15 protein-coding genes are annotated in these 18,144 nt (G+C 70.9%); 3 read left to right on the forward strand and 12 right to left on the reverse strand.

Features of this window, described 5'->3' with window-relative positions:
• Positions 1-29: 29 nt before the first annotated feature.
• From aroC to EBH09_RS06000, 7 genes are all read right to left on the reverse strand, one after another.
• Positions 30-1,214 (reverse strand): chorismate synthase, encoded by a 1,185-nt coding sequence (aroC, locus tag EBH09_RS05965; RefSeq protein ID WP_121745907.1) that lies wholly within the window; start codon positions 1,212-1,214, stop codon positions 30-32.
• Positions 1,215-1,421: 207 nt separating this feature from the next.
• Entirely contained in the window at positions 1,422-2,261 is an 840-nt protein-coding gene (locus EBH09_RS05970) for a shikimate dehydrogenase (RefSeq protein ID WP_121745908.1), read from the reverse strand.
• Positions 2,242-3,993, reverse strand: coding sequence for an endolytic transglycosylase MltG (mltG, locus tag EBH09_RS05975; RefSeq protein WP_121745909.1), 1,752 nt, complete (start codon positions 3,991-3,993; stop codon positions 2,242-2,244). The genes EBH09_RS05970 and mltG overlap by 20 nt, the downstream gene beginning before the upstream one ends.
• Positions 3,994-4,123: 130 nt before the next feature.
• Positions 4,124-4,627 (reverse strand): Holliday junction resolvase RuvX, encoded by a 504-nt coding sequence (gene ruvX / locus EBH09_RS05985; RefSeq protein WP_121746259.1) that lies wholly within the window; start codon positions 4,625-4,627, stop codon positions 4,124-4,126.
• Positions 4,628-4,659: 32 nt separating this feature from the next.
• Positions 4,660-7,332 carry an alanine--tRNA ligase gene (gene alaS / locus EBH09_RS05990; RefSeq protein ID WP_121745910.1) on the reverse strand — a complete coding sequence of 891 codons (2,673 nt, stop codon included), beginning with the start codon at positions 7,330-7,332 and terminating at the stop codon, positions 4,660-4,662.
• Positions 7,332-7,688: a hypothetical protein gene (locus tag EBH09_RS05995; protein ID WP_121745911.1), complete on the reverse strand. Its 357-nt coding sequence runs from the start codon at positions 7,686-7,688 to the stop codon at positions 7,332-7,334. Before EBH09_RS05995 ends, alaS begins: the two co-directional genes overlap by 1 nt.
• A gap of 7 nt (positions 7,689-7,695) precedes the next feature.
• Positions 7,696-8,148, reverse strand: coding sequence for a DUF948 domain-containing protein (locus EBH09_RS06000; protein WP_121745912.1), 453 nt, complete (start codon positions 8,146-8,148; stop codon positions 7,696-7,698).
• Between the two features lie 165 nt (positions 8,149-8,313).
• Between EBH09_RS06000 and EBH09_RS06005 the strand changes: the two genes are divergently transcribed.
• Positions 8,314-10,500: a regulator gene (locus tag EBH09_RS06005; RefSeq protein WP_193776125.1), complete on the forward strand. Its 2,187-nt coding sequence runs from the start codon at positions 8,314-8,316 to the stop codon at positions 10,498-10,500.
• A 48-nt stretch (positions 10,501-10,548) separates the two neighbouring features.
• Here the strand turns inward: EBH09_RS06005 and rpsD are convergent, their stop codons facing one another.
• From rpsD to EBH09_RS06030, 5 genes are all read right to left on the reverse strand, one after another.
• The gene (rpsD, locus tag EBH09_RS06010; RefSeq protein ID WP_003977321.1) at positions 10,549-11,163 is read right to left on the reverse strand and encodes a 30S ribosomal protein S4; all 615 of its coding nucleotides are present in this window, start codon (positions 11,161-11,163) and stop codon (positions 10,549-10,551) included.
• A gap of 296 nt (positions 11,164-11,459) precedes the next feature.
• Positions 11,460-12,815 carry a replication-associated recombination protein A gene (locus tag EBH09_RS06015; protein WP_121745914.1) on the reverse strand — a complete coding sequence of 452 codons (1,356 nt, stop codon included), beginning with the start codon at positions 12,813-12,815 and terminating at the stop codon, positions 11,460-11,462.
• A 68-nt stretch (positions 12,816-12,883) separates the two neighbouring features.
• Complete coding sequence (locus tag EBH09_RS06020) at positions 12,884-13,546, reverse strand: vitamin K epoxide reductase family protein (protein ID WP_193776126.1); 663 nt, start codon at positions 13,544-13,546, stop codon at positions 12,884-12,886.
• A gap of 200 nt (positions 13,547-13,746) precedes the next feature.
• Positions 13,747-15,009, reverse strand: coding sequence for a histidine--tRNA ligase (gene hisS, locus EBH09_RS06025; protein WP_121745915.1), 1,263 nt, complete (start codon positions 15,007-15,009; stop codon positions 13,747-13,749).
• Between the two features lie 13 nt (positions 15,010-15,022).
• Positions 15,023-15,730 (reverse strand): MBL fold metallo-hydrolase, encoded by a 708-nt coding sequence (locus EBH09_RS06030; protein ID WP_121745916.1) that lies wholly within the window; start codon positions 15,728-15,730, stop codon positions 15,023-15,025.
• Positions 15,731-15,913: 183 nt separating this feature from the next.
• Between EBH09_RS06030 and EBH09_RS06035 the strand changes: the two genes are divergently transcribed.
• Entirely contained in the window at positions 15,914-16,738 is an 825-nt protein-coding gene (locus EBH09_RS06035) for a peptidylprolyl isomerase (protein WP_121745917.1), read from the forward strand.
• Between the two features lie 135 nt (positions 16,739-16,873).
• Entirely contained in the window at positions 16,874-18,103 is a 1,230-nt protein-coding gene (locus EBH09_RS06040; protein ID WP_121745918.1) for a DUF349 domain-containing protein, read from the forward strand.
• Positions 18,104-18,144: the final 41 nt, after the last annotated feature.

Here is an 18,144-nt window from a genome sequence, read left to right on the forward strand (position 1 = left end):
GCCGACGAGGACGATCAGCGGGGCCGCGGTCACCGGATGGCCAGGTTGTCGAGGTACGAGGTGACGTTGCGGCGGGTTTCGGTGACGCTGTCGCCACCGAACTTCTCCGCCACCGCGTCCGCCAGCACCAGGGCGACCATGGCCTCGGCGACGATGCCGGCGGCGGGCACCGCGCACACGTCGGAGCGCTGGTGGTGGGCCTGCGCGGCCTCGCCGGTGGCGACGTCCACCGTCTGCAGGGCCCGCGGCACGGTCGCGATCGGCTTCATGGCCGCCTTCACGCGCAGCAGCTCACCGGTGGTGAGCCCTCCCTCGGTGCCCCCGGAGCGGCCGGACGCCCGCTTGATGCCGTCGGGGCCGGTGAGGATCTCGTCGTGCGCCTGGGAACCGGGCACCCGGGCCAGTCCGAAGCCGTCGCCGACCTCGACGCCCTTGATCGCCTGGATGCCCATGAGGGCGGCGGCCAGCCGGGCGTCCAGCCGGCGGTCCCAGTGCACGTGCGAGCCGAGCCCGACCGGGACGTCGTAGGCCAGCACCTCGACCACGCCGCCGAGGGTGTCGCCGTCCTTGTGCGCCTGGTCGATCTCCGCGACCATCGCCTTCGAGGCGTCCGCGTCCAGGCAGCGCACCGGGTCGGCGTCCAGCTTCTCCACGTCCGCCGGCGTCGGGTACACGCCGTAGGGAGCCTTGGCGGCCGCCAGCTCGACGACGTGGCTGACGACCTCGATGCCGGCCGTCTCCTTCAGGTACGACCGCGCCACCGCGCCCAGCGCCACCCGGGCGGCGGTCTCCCGCGCGGAGGCGCGCTCCAGGATCGGCCGGGCCTCGTCGAAGCCGTACTTCTGCATGCCCGCGAGGTCGGCGTGGCCGGGGCGGGGACGGGTCAGCGGGGCGTTGCGCGCCAGACCGGCCAGCACCTCCGGATCGACCGGGTCGGCCGACATGACCTGCTCCCACTTGGGCCACTCGGTGTTGCCGACCATGACGGCGACCGGCGAACCGAGGGTGAGCCCGTGCCGGACGCCGCCGAGGAAGGTGACCTCGTCCCGCTCGAACTTCATCCGCGCACCGCGACCGTAGCCGAGCCGCCGCCTCGCCAGGTGGTCCGCCACCATGTCCGTGGTGATCGGCACGCCGGCGGGCAGACCCTCCAGCGTCGCGACGAGTGCGGGACCGTGGGACTCCCCCGCGGTCAGCCAGCGCAACCTGCTCAACGGTGCTCCTCAGTGCTCGCGCCCCGGATATGCCCTGCGTACGCGTCTTCTCCGCGTACGGCGACGGCGTGTCCGGGTGCGCGGGCCCCGGTCCGCCACCTCCGATCCTCCCACGTCCGGTCCCCCGGCCCGGCCGCCGGTCCATCTGGCGGACGGGTGCGCGGACGCCGGGCGTCGCCGCGGGCGCGCATGAGGGCCGGAGGGACGCTAACGGTCCGCGAGGGCGCGCTCTCCCGCGCGGCGCATGGCGGCGAGTGGGGCCGGGGCGCGGCCCGTCATCTGCTCCACCTGCAGCACCGCCTGGTGGAGCAGCAGGTCGAGTCCGCTGACGACGGCCCCGCCGTACGCCGACCAGCGGGCCGCGAGTGCGGTCGGCCACGGGTCGTAGAGCACGTCGAAGAGGGTCGCGGGCATCTCGGGGACGGCCGCGGCGAGGGCGTCGGTGGCACCGGCCGGAGTGGTGGCCACCACCAGCGGGGCACGCAGCGCCTCCTCGGCGTCCGCCCAGTCGGCGATGCGTACGGTGACGTCCAGCCGCTCGGCCCAGCCCCGCATCTCGGCGGCGCGCGCCTCGCTGCGGACGTAGACGGCGACCTCGCCGGTGCAGATCCGGGCCAGCGCGGCCAGCGCGGAGGAGGCGGTGGCGCCGGCGCCGAGGACCGCCGCGGTCTCGACCTTCTCGATGCCGTGTTCGCGCAGGGCGGCGACGATGCCGGGAATGTCGGTGTTGTCGCCGGTCTTGCGGCCGTCCTCGGTGAGGACCACGGTGTTCACCGCGTCCACGGAGGCCGCCGTCTCGCTGATCTCGTCGAGCAGCGGGATGACCGCCCGCTTGAGCGGCATGGTCAGCGACAGCCCCGCCCATTCGGGGCCCAGCTGCTCGAAGAAGCCCGGCAGCGCCTCCTCGTCGACGTCGAAACGGTCGTACGTCCAGTTCTCCAGACCCAGCTCCGCGTAGGCGGCGTGGTGCAGTACCGGGGAGAGGGAGTGCGCGACCGGAGAGCCGAGGACGGCGGCCCGGCGGCGGTCAGCTGCCGGAGCTGGCATTGTACTTTTCCTTCAGTTTCAGGAACTCGTCGTGCGTCTTGGCGAACTCGGTCTTGCTCACGCCGTCGGTGGCCACGAAGTACATCCAGCCGTCCTTCGTGGGTTCGAGCGCCGCCTGCAGTGCCTCTGCGCCGGGGTTGCCGATGGGTCCGGGCGGCAGGCCCTTGTTGGTGTAGGTGTTGTACGGGTCCGGGTTGCTGTTGATCTCGGACTCGCTGATGCGGATCTTGCTCTGGCCCTTCAGGTAGTTGAAGGTCGAGTCGAACTGGAGCTCCTGGTTGGTCTCCGTGTTGGTGGGCTTGAGCCGGTTGTAGATGACCTCGGACATCCTGCGGAAGTCGTCGTGGGTCTTGCCCTCCGCCTGCACCAGGCTCGCCACGGTGAGCAGCTGCCAGGGCCCGTCGAGTCCGAGACCCTCCGCCTTCTCCGCGAGTCCGATCTTCTCGTACTGCTCGGTGGCCCGCGCCACCATCTGCTTCAGCACGTCCTCGGGCTTCTGCCCCTTGGCCGCCGAATAGCTGGACGGGTAGAGGAATCCTTCCAGCGGGTCCTTCACGTTCTTGTGATTCATCGCCCAGTCGGGCAGGCCGAGGCTCTTCCATTCGGTCTTGGCGACGCCGGCCGTGGTGCCCTCGTCCACCCCGAGCTGCTTGTCGATCATCTTGTAGACGTCGACGTTGCGCCTGCCCTCGGCGACGATCAGGTTGCTGCGGCTCTTGGGGTCGAGCAGGAGCTCGACCGCGCTCTCGGCCGACATCTCCTTCCGCAGCGTGTACACGCCGTCCTGGATGCTCTTCCCCTGTGGGTTGCTCTGCTGGGCGGCGATGAAGGCGTCGACGCTCTTCACCACGCCCTTGCGCTTGAGCTCCTGGCCGATGGTCGAGCCACCCGCGCCCTTGGGGATGGTGACGGTCACCTGCTCCTCGTTGCCGTCACCGGCGTAGTCCGGGGCCGCGCCGAAACGATCCTGGTAGAACTGGTAGCCGAAATATCCGACGCCCGCCACGCCACCGCCGAGCACCAGGCAGACCACGAGGCACGCGACTCCGTTGCGGCCCTTCTTGGGTTTGCCGCCCCGGCCTCCCCGGTCCCTGCGGTCGCCGCGCCCGCGGCCGCCGAAGTCGCCGTCCTCTCCATCCGCGTCACCGCCCGCGAAGAAGGCGTGCTCGCCCTCGTCGGGACCGGGGTCCCAGTCGGTGCGCTCGGGGTCGGGCTCGGTGCGCCGACGGGCGGGCGGTTCCGGCGGCGGGTACGCCTCCGGGGTGCCGTAGAAGTCGGGCTGCTCCGCGCCGTAGGCGGCGGACTGCTGGCCGTAGGGGTCCGACGGGTCGGCGGGGTACTGCGCGTGGGGATGCGCGCCGGTGCCCCAGCCGCCGTCGTCGTAGCCGTGCTGGGGCTGACCCTGGGAGGCGTACTGCCGGTCGTACTGCTGCCGGTCGTACTGCTGCTGGTCGTACCGCGGCTGACCGTACTGGTCGTACTGCGGCTCGGGGGGCTGCTGCTGACCGTACTGGTCGTACTGCGGCTGCTGACCGTATGCGGACTGGCCGCCGTCGCCCCAGTCGCCGTACTGCTGCTGCGACTGCTGCTGCTCCGGATACTGCTGTGGCTGGCCGCCGTAGGGGGACTGCTGACCCGTATGGGCCTGCTGTCCGCCCCATCCGCCGTCCCCGTACAACGGGTCCTCCGGATGCCACGGTTCGGAGCCTGGGCCCCGGCCATACTCAGTCATCGATCCCCTAGAGCCGCGAGGCGACGGGGCGCGCGCGGCCTGTCATGGAGGGCCGGCTTCCGTTCCGCCTCTTGCTGTGCGGTGGCTGTTCGAATGCCTCCGCATCGCGCGGAACGTTACCGTATCGCGATCAGATGACCACTTCGACGCCCTCGCCGGGTGCCCTGCCTGACACCCGTTCGGATTCCAGCGCCTGCTGAAGGATGATCACAGCGGCGGCCTGGTCGATGACGGACCGGCCCTTCTTGGACTTCACTCCGGAGGCGCGCAGTCCCTGACTGGCGGTCACCGTGGTCATCCGCTCGTCGACGAGCCTGACCGGGACCGGAGTGATGCCCCGGGCCAGCTCCTGCGCGAAGCCCCTGACCTTGGCCGCGGCCGGGCCCTCGCCCCCCTTGAGGGAACGAGGGAGACCGACGACGACCTCGATCGGTTCGTACTCCTCGACCAGTTGCCGCAGGCGCCGGTGGGCCGCGGGGACGTCGCGTCCGGGGACGGTCTCCACCGGCGTGGCGAGGATTCCGTCGGGGTCGCACGAGGCGACCCCGATACGGGCGTCGCCGACGTCGACGGCCAGGCGGCGACCGCGGCGCATGACCGGGCCGTCCGCCGGGGCGTCAGCCTGCTCGTCCATCCGGCCGCCGCTCGGGCCGTTCGCCGAGCCGCTCACTTGGCGCTGTCCGCCACGAGGCGCTCGACGGCGTCGACGGCGTCGCCGATGGCGGCCGGGTTCTGGCCGCCGCCCTGGGCGACGTCCGGCTTGCCGCCACCGCCGCCGCCGAGGGTCTTGGCGGCGGTGCGCACGAGGTCACCGGCCTTGAGACCGCGCTCGCGGGCGGCCTCGTTGGTGGCGATGACGGTGAGGGGCTTGCCGTTCACCGTGGTGAACAGGGCGACGACCGCGGCCCGGCCGCCCTGGATGCGGCCGCGCACGTCGAGGACCAGCTTGCGCAGGTCGTCGGCGGTGGTGCCGTCCGGGACCTGCCCGGTCACCAGGGCGACGCCGCGCACGTCCTTGGCGGAGTCGGCGAGCGAGCCGGCGGCCTGGAGGACCTTCTCGGCGCGGAACTTCTCGATCTCCTTCTCGGCGTCCTTGAGCTTGCCGAGCATCGCGGAGACCTTCTCCGGGAGTTCCTCCGGGCGGCCCTTGATCAGCTCCTGGAGCTGGGCGACGACCGTGTGCTCACGGGCGAGGAAGTTGTAGGCGTCCACACCGACCAGGGCCTCGATACGGCGCACGCCGGAGCCGATGGACGACTCGCCGAGCAGCTTGACCAGGCCGAGCTGGGCGGTGTTGTGCACGTGGGTGCCGCCGCACAGCTCCTTGGAGAAGTCGCCGATGGTCACGACGCGCACGCGCTCGCCGTACTTCTCACCGAACTCGGCGATGGCGCCCTGCTTCTTGGCCTCGTCGATGCCCATGACGTCGGCGCGCACGTCGAGGTCGCGGGCGAGCACCTCGTTGATCTTCTGCTCGACGTCGGTCATCACGGCCGTCGGAACGGCGGACGGCGAGCCGAAGTCGAAGCGGAAGCGGCCGGGCTGGTTCTCGGAACCGGCCTGGGCGGCCGTCGGGCCGAGGGCGTCGCGCAGGGCCTGGTGGGTGAGGTGGGTGGCCGAGTGGGCGCGGGCGATGGCCGTGCGGCGGCGGTCGTCGATGGAGGCCTGGGCCTTGGCACCGACGGTGACCTCGCCGACCTGGACGACGCCCTTGTGGACGTACACGCCCGGGACCGGCTTCTGGCAGTCGCGGATCTCGATGACGGCGCCGGTGTCGACCTTGATCCGGCCGGTGTCACCGATCTGGCCGCCGCCCTCGGCGTAGAAGGGGGTGCGGTCGAGGACGATCTCGACCTCGTCGCCCTCGGTGGCGGCCGGGGAGGAGGCGCCGTCGACGAGGATGCCGACGATCGTGGACTCGCTCTCGGTGTCGCTGTAGCCGACGAAGTCGGTGGCGCCGGCCTTGTCGGCGATCTCGCGGTAGGCGCCGGTGCCGGCGTGGCCGGTCTTCTTGGCCTGGGCGTCGGCCTTGGCGCGCTCCCGCTGCTCCTTCATGAGGCGGCGGAATCCGTCCTCGTCCACGGAGAGCCCCTGCTCGGCGGCCATCTCCAGGGTGAGGTCGATCGGGAAGCCCCAGGTGTCGTGGAGCAGGAACGCCTTGTCGCCGGCGAGGACGGTGCCGCCGGTGGCCTTGGTGTCGCTGACGGCGGTGTCGAGGATGTTGGTGCCGGCCTTCAGCGTCTTGAGGAAGGCGTTCTCCTCCGCGAGGGCTACCTTCTCGATCCGCTCGCGGTCGGTGATCAGCTCGGGGTACTGCTGCCCCATCATCCCGATGACGACGTCGATCAGGTCCTTGACGACCGGACCGGTGGCGCCGAGCAGCCGCATGTTGCGGATGGCGCGGCGCATGATGCGGCGCAGCACGTAGCCGCGGCCCTCGTTGCCGGGGGTGACGCCGTCGCCGATGAGCATGACGGAGGTGCGCATGTGGTCGGTGACCACGCGCAGGGAGACGTCCGAGGCGTGGGCGTCGCCGTAGGCCACGCCGGTCAGCTCGGTGGCCTTGTCGATGACCGCCATGGAGGTGTCGATCTCGTACATGTTCTGCACGCCCTGCAGAATCATGGCGAGCCGTTCGAGGCCGAGACCGGTGTCGATGTTCTTGCTCGGCAGTTCGCCGAGGATCTCGAACTCCTCCTTGCCGATGCCCTCGCCCCGCTCGTACTGCATGAAGACGAGGTTCCAGATCTCCACGTACCGCTCGTCGTTGACGGCGGGGCCGCCCTCGGCGCCGAACTCGGGGCCGCGGTCGTAGTTGATCTCGGAGCAGGGGCCGCAGGGGCCGGGGACGCCCATCGACCAGTAGTTGTCCTTCTTGCCGAGGCGCTGGATGCGCTCGGCGGGCACGCCCACGACGTCGTGCCAGATGCGCTCGGCCTCGTCGTCGTCCTTGTAGACGGTGATCCACAGACGCTCGGGGTCGAGGCCGTAACCGCCCTTGTCCTGGGCGCTGGTGAGCAGCTCCCAGGCGTACTTGATGGCGCCTTCCTTGAAGTAGTCGCCGAAGGAGAAGTTGCCGCACATCTGGAAGAAGGTGCCGTGGCGGGTGGTCTTGCCGACCTCTTCGATGTCCGGCGTGCGCACGCACTTCTGCACGCTGGTGGCGCGGTCGAAGGGCGGCTTGACCTCACCCAGGAAGTAGGGCTTGAAGGGCACCATGCCGGCCGGGACCAGCAGCAGAGTCGGGTCGTCCGCGATGAGCGACGCCGAAGGGACGACGGTGTGACCGCGCTCCTCGAAGAAGCTCAACCAGCGGCGACGAATTTCGGCCGACTCCATCAGTGGTCCTCATTCCGGTTGTACGAGTACGTCGCCCTGACGTCGACGACGGACTTCGGGTTGTTGCGGTTCTCGATGGCGTCGTAGCGCCGGGGTTCGGGGAGTTCGCGGTCGACGGGGGCGTTCAGCCCGAGCGCGTCGTCCAGTTCGGCCTCCCGCTGGGCCATGTTCTCGCGGACGTCGAGTGCGAAGCCCACCGCGCGGTCCTTGAGCCGGGTGCCCGCGTCGAGCGCCTTGTTCGCCGCGGTCGCGGCGAGGCTTTCGGGGGTCAGCTGCTTGAGCTTCCGGTTGACCTTGGTGGTGGCCCACACGCCGGCGGCGACGCCGGTGCCGAACCAGAACGTACGGCGGAACATCGCTGGATCAGTCCTTCTTCCGCTTCGTCCGCCGCGCCGCCGGGATCGTACGGCCGACGATCACGGTGCGCCGCGGCTCCTTGGCCGGGCCCGCGGGCACGTCCTCCTTGCGACCGCCGAGTGCCCGGCGCACGCCGTACCCGAACGCGGCGACCTTGACCAGGGGGCCGCCGAACGTGGAGGCCACGGTGGTGGACAGCGCGGAGGCGTTCGACGTGACCTCCTGGACGTCGGAGGCGATCGCGTCGACCCGGTCGATCTGGGTCTGCGCGGAGCGCACCGCCGACGAGGCGTCGGACAGCAGCGGGACGGCCTGGTCGGTCACGTCCGCCACGAGCTTGGTGGTCGCCCTGAGCGTCTGGGCCAGCCTCGCCAGTGCGACGGCGAGGAAGGAGACCAGGATCGCCCAGAAGACGGCCACCAGGATCCCGGCCACCTCGCCACCGGACACTGTGTGCACCCGCTCCCTGAAAGACGTGCCTGAACATCGGGAAAGTCGTCCACCGAGCCTATCGCGCCGGGCGCGGGGCTCCGTACCGGATTGCCGTCCGCGCGCGGCGCCGGGCGACGGAATCGCGAGAAGCGGCTGTACGGAGCGAATTCGGTTGAGTACGCTCCGTGTTTCATGCGAGACCTTCGGCGCGACGGCATCCCGCACGGCAACCTACCGCTGGAACTCGACGCCTTCGTGGGGAGAGCGACGGAACTCGCGGAGCTGGCCAGGGCGCTGGGTTCCGGGCGGCTGGTGACCGTGACCGGGACCGGCGGGGTCGGGAAGTCCCGGCTGGCCGCGCGGGCGGCCGCGCGGTGCGCGCCCCGGGACGGGGTGTGGCGGGTGGAGCTGGCGCCGGTGCGCGACGAGGAGTTCGTCGACTACGCGGTCGTGGAGGCGCTGGGCCTGACCGACCACACGGCCCGGCTGCCGCGCGAGGCGCTGCTCGCGCACCTCGCCGAGCGGGAGTTGCTCCTGGTCCTCGACGGGGTCGAGCACCTGGTGGACGCCTGTGCCGCGCTGACGACCGACCTGCTGGGCCGCGCTCCCGGGCTGCGGGTCCTGGCGGTGGGGCGCAGGCCGCTGGACGTGGCCGGGGAACGGCAGGTTCCGCTGGCGCCGTTGAGTCCGGAGGAGGCGGTGGAGCTCCTGACGGTCCGGGCGGGGCAGCGGCACCTGGCGTACGGGTACGACGCCGACCTCGAGGACGGCCACGGGGACGTGCGCGAACTGTGCCGGCGCCTGGACGGGATCCCGCTGGCGATCGAACTGGCGGCGGGGCGGCTGGACGCGCTGTCACCGGGACAGGTGCTGCAACGGCTGGACGACCGTTTCCGCCTGCTGACCGGCGGGGACCGCACCTCGCTGCCGCGGCACCGCACGCTGCGCACGGCGATCGGCTGGAGCCATGAACTGTGCACGCCGGCGGAGCGGCTGCTGTGGGCGCGGCTGTCGGTGTTCGCGGGACCGTTCGACCTGGAGGCCGCCGAGTACGTGTGCAGCGGCGAGGGGCTGCCCGCCGACGATGTGCTCGACGTGCTCTCCGCGCTGCTCGCGCAGTCCGTGCTGACCCGCGAGGAGGCCCCGGCCGGGGTGCGCTACCGGATGCTCGACACGGTGCGGGCGTACGGCGCCGACTGGCTGGAGGCGACGGGTGACGCGACGCGGCTGCGGCGGCGGCACCGGGACTGGTACATGGGCCTGGCGACCTGGTGCGAGCTGGAGTGGTTCTCGCCGCGTCAGCGCGAGGTCGCCGCGCGGGTGGACGCGGAGCTGCCCAATCTGCGCAGCGCTTTGGAGTACTGCCTGACCGAGCCGGACGAGGCTCATCTGGGCCAGCATCTCGCGGGCGCGCTGTGGTTCCACTGGGTCGGCTGCGGACGGCTGTCGGAGGGGCGGCGCTGGCTGGAGCAGGCGGTGCGGCTGGACGTTGAGGGAACGGCGGGCGAGCAGTCCCGGCTGAAGGCGCTGTGGGTGCTCGGCTACGTGGCGATTCTGCAGGGCGACACGGTGCCCGCGCTGGCGGCGCTCCAGGAGTGCCGGGAGGAGGCCGAGCGGTCGGCGAATCCCACGGCGGTGGCCTACGCGGAGCACCGCACCGGGTGTCTGGCCCTGGTCGCCGACGACATGCCGCGTGCGGAGACGCTGCTGCGCTCCGCGCTGCGGCGGTACCGGGAGATCGGCGAACTCAACAGCAACGTCCTGATGGGCCAGGTGGAGCTGGCGATGACACGGGCGTTCCAGGGCGATCTGCCGGAAGCGGTGCGATTGTGCGAGGACGTGCGCCAGGTGTGCGAGGACCACGGCGAGCGCTGGGCCCGGGGCTACGCCCTGTACGTGCTGGCCTACGCGGCGTGGAGCGACGGGGAACCGGGGCGTGCCCGCGAGCTGCTGGCCGACTGCCTGGCCGGTGCGCACCGGTTCCGGGACCAGCTCGGCTCGGTGCTGGCGGTGGAACTGCTGGCCCTGGTCACCGTGGCGGACGGGAACCCGGCGGAGGCGGCGGTGCTGCAGGGCGCGGCGGGCCGGATGTGGCCCTCGGTGGGCCTGCCGTTGTTCGGCTCGGCGCACTACAACGCGCCGCACGAGCTGTGCGAGGCGGCGGCGCGGGAGCAGCTGGGCGACGAGCGGTACGAGGAGTGCGTGCGGCACGGGTCGCGGCTCGGGCGGCGGGAGGCGGTGTCGCGGGCGCTGCGGCGGCCCGGGGTGGCGGCCTCGCTGCCGGCGCCGCGTGAGGGCGGGCGGCGTGCCACGGCGGGCGCGCGGACGGCGAAGCCCGCCGCCTCGCCCACCCGAAAGGGCGGGGAGACGGCGGGCTGAGGTACCGCTGGTGGTACTGCGGCCTGCTCGTTCAGCGTTTTCGCTGGATCAGCGGGCGTAGTACTCGACGACGAGCTGCTCGTCGCAGATCACCGGGATCTCCTTGCGGTTCGGCTCACGGTCCAGGCGGAACGCCAGGGCCTTGAGGTTCACCTGGAGGTAGCGCGGGGTCTCGCCGTCGGGGGCGAAGCCACCCTCACGGGCGATCGTGAAGAGCGTCTTCTCCTTGGAGCGCTCGCGCACCTGCACGACGTCGTCCGGGCGGACACGGAAGGACGGCTTGTCGACCTTCTGGCCGTTGACCTGGATGTGGCCGTGGACGACCATCTGGCGGGCCTGGTAGATCGTGCGGGCGATGCCCGAACGCAGGACCAGCGCGTCGAGACGACGCTCCAGCTCGATGACCAGGGCCTCGCCGGTCTTCATGTTGGTCTTGGAAGCGCGCTCGTAGGCGCGGACGAGCTGACGCTCGCTGAGGTCGTACTGCGCGCGCAGACGCTGCTTCTCGAGCAGACGGACCTTGTAGTCCGAGTTCTGCTTGCGGCCGCGGCCGTGCTCGCCCGGCGGGTAGGGGCGGGCCTCGAAGTACTTGACGGCCTTCGGGGTCAGCGCGATGCCGAGGGCACGCGACTTCTTGACCTTGGGACGGGGCTGGTTCGCCACTGTCTGTGTCTCTTTCCTGGATTCCGGCTTGTCAGGGTTGAGGGAGGTCGCAATCCGCAGCCGGGGAAACCCGCCTGGTCCGTGTGGGACCTGCCGGGCAGCCGCTCCCCTGGTCTGGGCACATACGTGCAGCACGCGAGTGGCCCACCGACCGCTTCCGGAACTCCGGGTGGTGGTGGGCTGCCCGCGACACCTATCGACGGTGCGCGACGCTCCTGGAACCCGCTGGGGGTTCCGGCCGGGTGTTCCGTTCTGACTGCACGGGACTCGGCACTCCGGGTGATTCTACAGGCTGCTCAGGACCGCTTGCGACCGAGGTGCCCGCGGGTCCACTCCACCGCGTCCGCGTACCGGGTCTCGGCGCCGTGCCGGGTCGGGGTGTAGTACGTCCGGTCCTTCAGCTCGTCCGGGGCGTACTGCTGGGCGGCGATGCCCTCCGGCAGGTCGTGCGGGTACACGTACCCCTGCCCGTGTCCGAGCTTGCCCGCGCCCTTGTAGTGGCTGTCACGCAGGTGCGAGGGGACCGGTCCGGCATGTCCCTTGCGTACGTCGTCCAGGGCGGCGCCGATGGCGGTGGTCGCGGCGTTGGACTTGGGGGCGAGGGCCAGGGCGATGGTGGCGTGGCTGAGAGTGAGGCCGGCCTCGGGGAAGCCGATCATGGCGACGGCCTGGGCGGCGGCGACGGCGATCGGCAGGGCGTTCGGGTCGGCCAGGCCGATGTCCTCGCTGGCGGAGATCATCAGGCGGCGCGCGATGAACCGGGGGTCCTCGCCGGCCTCGATCATCCGGGCCAGGTAGTGCAGGGCGGCGTCCACGTCGGAGCCGCGGATGGACTTGATCAGGGCGCTGGCGACGTCGTAGTGCTGGTCGCCGTCGCGGTCGTACTTCACCGCGGCGCGGTCGACCGTCTCCTCCAGCGTGGTCAGGCCGATCTCCGTCTCGCCCTTGTCGAGCGCGGCCCCGGCGGCGGCCTCCAGCGCGGTGAGGGCGCGGCGGGCGTCACCGCCGGCGATGCGCAGCAGGTGCTCCTCGGTGTCCTCGGGGAGACCGACGGCCTCCTTCAGTCCGCGCTCGTCGGTCAGGGCCCGGCGGACCAGGTCCCGGACGTCGTCGTCGGTGAGGGGTTCGAGGGTGAGGAGGAGAGAGCGGGAGAGCAGGGGGGAGATCACCGAGAAGTACGGGTTCTCGGTGGTGGCGGCGATCAGGGTGACCCAGCGGTTCTCGACGGCCGGGAGCAGGGAGTCCTGCTGTGCCTTGCTGAAGCGGTGGATCTCGTCGAGGAAGAGGACGGTCTCCCTGCCGTACCCCCCGACCGCGCGGCGGGCGCCGTCGATGACCGCGCGGACCTCCTTGACGCCCGCGGTGATCGCCGACAGCTCCACGAAGCGCTTGTTGGTGGCCTTGGAGACGACGTACGCCAGGGTGGTCTTGCCGGTGCCCGGCGGGCCCCAGAGGATGACCGAGGAGGGCCCCGCGGGGCCGGAGCCGCCCTCGCCGACCAGTCGGCGCAGGGGGGAACCGGGCTTGAGCAGGTGCTGCTGGCCGACGACCTCGTCGAGGGTGCGCGGGCGCATCCGCACGGCGAGGGGGCTGCCGGTCGGGTCCTTGTCCTGGCGTTCTTCTGCTGCGGCGGTAAACAGGTCGGGCTCCACCCTCAAGACCCTAAATCACCGCACTGACAACGCGGCGGGCGCGGTGGGCGGGGGCGGCCGCCGGCCCGTCACCTGGTCCAGAAGTCCCACCAGCGGGTCAGGATCATCATCCCGACGATGCCGATGTGCAGCACCGGCAGGACCCAGGTGAACTCGCCGAAGAAGCCCTTGAGCCAGTTCGGCGCGGGCAGGTGCCCCTTGCGGACGTTGAAGGACGTCACGTACCAGAACATCAGGATCGTCGCGGCCCAGGCCAGGCAGCACCACAGGCAGAGCGCGTTGATCCGGTACAGGGACTGGAACTGCAGCCACGTCACGAACCCGACGCCGAACAGGCAGCCGGCGTTGAAGGTGAGCCAGTACCAGCGCGGGAAGCGGGCCCCGGCGAGCAGGCTCATGCCGACGCATACGACGATGCCGTACGTGACCAGGCCGAGCATCGGATTGGGGAAGCCGAACACGGAGGCCTGATCGCTCTCCATGATGGGGCCGCAGGCGACGACGGGGTTGAGGCTGCACCCGGGGGTGAACGTCTCACCGGCGACCTTGGCCTCGAGCAGCTTGAACTTGTCGAGCGTGATGATCCACGCGGCGAGCACTCCGGCCGCGCCCGTGATCACCAGCAGCAGGGCGAGGGCACGGCTGCCGCCCTCGGCGCGCGGTGTTCCGGCGGTGGCTTCCGGAGCGGACTCTGCCACGGTCGAGACGTCCTTCACTGTCGTCTTGCTCATCACGCCGATTCCGTCACTTGAGTCGGACCTGCTTCGGGCAGGCCCATTGTGCCGCACGGACCTGTAGGGCCACCGTTCGATGAACATAAGAACGCACCGGGGATCGCCCGGGAGCGGTGCGTTCCGGCCGATGTCCGTTCCCCGGGGGCACGCACGAGCGAACGTGCGCGCCCCTGGGGACGAAGAGACGTACAGACCTGCTAACCGAGCCTCGACTCCAGCTCGGCGACGATCTCGTTGACACCGATGGCCGCCTGCTCGCCCGACTCCATGTCCTTGAGCTGGACGACGCCTTCGGCGAGGTCGCGCTCGCCCAGGACCAGGGCGTAGCGCGCACCCGAGCGGTTGGCCGCCTTCATCGCGGCCTTCAGGCCCTTGCCGCCGTAGGAGAAGTCGGCGGCGACGCCGTTCTTGCGCAGCTCGGTGACCTTGGCGAACAAGATCCGGCGGGCCTCCTCGCCGAGCGGGACGGCGTAGACCGAGGTGGCGGACGGGATGTCCAGTTCGATGCCCTCGGCCTCCAGCGCGAGGACGGTGCGGTCGACGCCGAGGGCCCAGCCCACGGACGGCAGGGACGGGCCGCCGATCATCTCGGAGAGGCCGTCGTAGCGGCCGCCGCCGCCCACCGCGGACTGGGAACCCAGCCCGTCGTGGACGAACTCGAAGGTCGTGCGCGTGTAGTAGTCGAGGCCGCGCACCAGCTTCGGGTCGTCCTCGAAGACCACGCCGGCCGCGGTGATCAGCTCGCGCACCTCCTCGTGGTACGCCTTGCAGGCGTCGCACAGGTAGTCGCGCAGCAGCGGGGCGTCGGTCAGCTGCTTCTGCACGTCCGGGCGCTTGTCGTCCAGGACGCGCAGCGGGTTGATGTCCGCACGGCGCAGCGTCTCCTCGTCCAGGTCCAGGCCGCGCAGGAAGTCCTGGAGCGCGGCGCGGTAGACCGGGCGGCACTCCTGGTCGCCGAGGGAGTTGAGCAGGATGCGGAAGTTCCGCAGGCCCAGCGAGCGGTACGACTGGTCGGCGAGGATGATCAGTTCGGCGTCCAGCGCCGGGTCCTCGGCGCCGATCGCCTCGGCGCCGACCTGCGAGAAGTGGCGGTAACGGCCCTTCTGCGGGCGCTCGTAGCGGTACTGCGAGCCCGAGTACCAGACCTTCACCGGCAGGTTGCCCGCCTTGTGCAGGTTGGCCTCCAGGACCGCGCGCAGCACGGGGGCCGTCGTCTCCGGGCGCAGGGCGAGCCGGTCGCCGCCCTTGGTCTCGAAGACGTACATCTCCTTGGTCACGATGTCGGTGGACTCGCCGACACCGCGCGCGAAGAGCTCGACGTTCTCGAAACCGGGCGTCTCGATGTAGCCGTAGCCGGAGTTGCGCAGCGGGGCGGCGATCGCCTCGCGGACCGCCAGGTACTTGGCGGAGTCCGGCGGCAGCAGGTCGTACGTGCCCCTGGGGGCCTTGAAGGTGCTCACGGGAGGTCTCTCGTCACATTCCTCGTCGGGGAGCCCGGGGAGCTCCCTGGCCCGCCGCCACTTGCCGCAGATACGGGTTGGTGGCGCGCTCCTGGCCGATGGTCGTCTGGGGGCCGTGTCCGGACAGCACCACGGTCGAGTCGTCGAGCGGCAGGCACACGCGTGCCAGCGACTCGAGCATGTCGTCCATGGAGCCCCCGGGGAAGTCGGTGCGTCCGATGGAGCCGGCGAACAGCAGGTCGCCCGAGAACATGACCGGCGGGATGTCCGCCGCCTCGGGCAGGCCGAAGGTCACCGACCCCTTGGTATGGCCCGGCGCGTGCGCGACGGTCAGCTCCATGCCGGCCAGCTCCAGCTTCGCGCCGTCGGTCAGTTCCCTGACGTCGTCCGGCTCCCCGACGGTCAGCTCGCCCATGAGCGGCATGCCGATGGTGCGGCCGATCCCCTTCTCGGGGTCGCTCATCATGAAGCGGTCGTCGGGGTGGATCCAGGCCGGCACGTCGTGCGCGCCGCAGACCGGGACGACCGAGGCCACATGGTCGATGTGACCGTGGGTGAGGACGACGGCGACGGGCTTGAGCCGATGCTTCCTGATCGCTTCCTCGACTCCCGGGGCCGCCTGATGGCCAGGGTCGATGATCACGCACTCCTCACCGGCGGCGGGGGCGACGAGATAGCAGTTCGTCCCCCAGGCCCCGGCGGGGAACCCGGCAATGAGCACGATCGTCCTTCGTTTGTGTCGGTACGGGTGGGCTTGCGAACGGTCCGCGCCCATGGTCAGAGCCTACCGGCGGTGCCGATTCCTCAGCGAACCCATATACGGTACGGGGCTACACGCCCACGGTCGGCTCATCGCACCCACGCGTACCGGTCGGCACACGAAGACGCATGAGGAGAGAACCCGGTGGTCACCCAGGAGCAGCGGCGGCGTCAGCTCGCCCGGGAGAAGTTCTTGCGGCAGCAGCAGCGACGCACCTCCGCGCGACGCAAGGCCCGCATGCGCAACGCCGCGATCGCGTCGGTGCTCGGCGTGATTCTGATCGGCAGTGTCGCGCTGTACACGACCGGGGTGGTCCTGGACGACGGCGACAGCAAGACGAACGCGAACGCGGAGGTCACCCCGAGCCCCTCGGCGAGCACCAAGGCGCCGGACCCGTGCGACAAGCCGGCCGAGGGCAAGGTCGAGACGCAGACCTGGAAGAAGGAACCTGCGATGACCATCGACGAGTCCGCGAAGTACACGATGAAACTGGCGACGACCTGCGGCGACATAGACATCGCGCTGAAGGCGTCGGCGGCGCCGCACACCGTCAACTCGTTCAACTTCCTGGCCGGCAAGGGCTTCTTCGACCACACGCCGTGCCACCGGCTGACCACCAACGGGATCTACGTGCTCCAGTGCGGCGACCCGACGGGCCAGGGCAACGGCGGTCCGGGTTACACGATCCCGGACGAGAACCTGAAGGACAAGAGCCTGAAGGAGAACACGTACCCGGCGGGCACGGTGGCGATGGCCAACACCAGTCAGCCGAACACCGGCGGCAGCCAGTTCTTCCTCGTGTACCAGGACAGCCCGCTGCCTCCCAGCTACACGCCGTTCGGCACCATCTCGGACGAGGGAATGACGGTGCTGAAGAAGATCGCCGCCGCGGGCGAGAGCACCGGCGCGGGCGACGGGGCACCCAACGCGACGGTCGTGATCGACAAGGCCACCGTCACGAAATCCTGACCCTCATCAGCGAAAGTTCGGTCGCGCGGGATGCGGACAGGCCCCCCGCCGGTCGCCTATGTTGGCCGTGACGAAACTGTGGACGATGCCCGGGGGTAGCGAAGCCCTCCGCGGGCATCATGTGGAGGAGGCGCTGTGAGCAGCGACCCGTGGGGCCGCGTCGATGAGACGGGGACCGTGTACGTGCGTACGGCCGACGGTGAGCAGGTCGTCGGTTCCTGGCAGGCGGGCTCCCCCGAGGAGGCCCTGGCCTACTTCGAACGCAAGTACGAAGGCCTGGTTGTCGAGATCGGCCTCCTCGAGAAGCGAGTGAAGACCACCGACCTGTCGGCGAAGGACGCCCAGGCCGCCGTCGACCACCTGCGGGAACAGGTCGACGCGCACCACGCGGTGGGCGACCTGGACGCGCTGCGGGCCCGGCTGGACAAGCTCGTCGCACTGGTGGAGACGCGCCGTGAGGAGCGCAAGGCGCAGCGGGCGAAGCAGTCCGACGAGGCGCGCGGCGCCAAGGAGGCGCTGGTCGCCGAGGCCGAGGAGCTGGCACAGTCCGACCAGTGGCGGGCGGCCGGTGAGCGGCTGCGGTCCCTGGTGGACACCTGGAAGGGCCTGCCGCGCCTGGACCGCAAGTCCGACGACGAGCTGTGGCACCGCTTCTCGCACGCGCGCTCGGCGTTCTCCAAGCGCCGCAAGCAGCACTTCGCGCAGCTGGACGCACAGCGCGAGGAGGCCCGCCGGACCAAGGAACGGCTGGTCGGCGAGGCCGAGGCGCTGTCGAACTCGACGGACTGGGGGCCGACGGCCGCGCGCTACCGCGACCTGATGTCCGAGTGGAAGGCCGCGGGCCGTGCCCAGCGCGAGCACGAGGACGACCTGTGGAACCGCTTCCGCGGCGCCCAGGACGTGTTCTTCGCCGCCCGCAGCTCGGTCTTCGCCGAGCGGGACGCCGAGCAGACGGAGAACCTCAAGCTCAAGGAGGAGCTGGCCGGGGAGGCCGAGAAGCTCCTGCCGGTCACCGATCTGAAGGCGGCGCGGGCCGCGTTCCGCTCGGTGAACGAGCGTTGGGAGGCCATCGGCCATGTGCCGCGCGACGCCCGTCCGAAGGTCGAGGGACGGATGCACGCGGTCGAGCGTGCGCTCCAGGAGGCCGAGGAGACCGAGTGGCGCCGGACCAACCCGGAGGCACGCGCGCGTGCCGAGGGTCTGACCGGCCAGCTCCAGGCAGCCGTGGACAAGCTGCGCTCGCAGATCGAGCAGGCCCGCGCCCAGGGCAACAACGCGAAGGCCGACAAGCTGGAGCGTGAGCTGGAGGGCCGGCAGGCGCTGCTGGACCAGGCCCTGAAGGGTCTGCACGAGTTCGGCGGCTGACACCCGCGGATACACGCAGAGGGGCTCCCGTACACGCCGTA

It is taken from the genome of Streptomyces sp. E2N166 (genome assembly GCF_003671715.1).
In the GTDB taxonomy this organism is placed as follows: Bacteria; Actinomycetota; Actinomycetes; order Streptomycetales; family Streptomycetaceae; genus Streptomyces; species Streptomyces thinghirensis.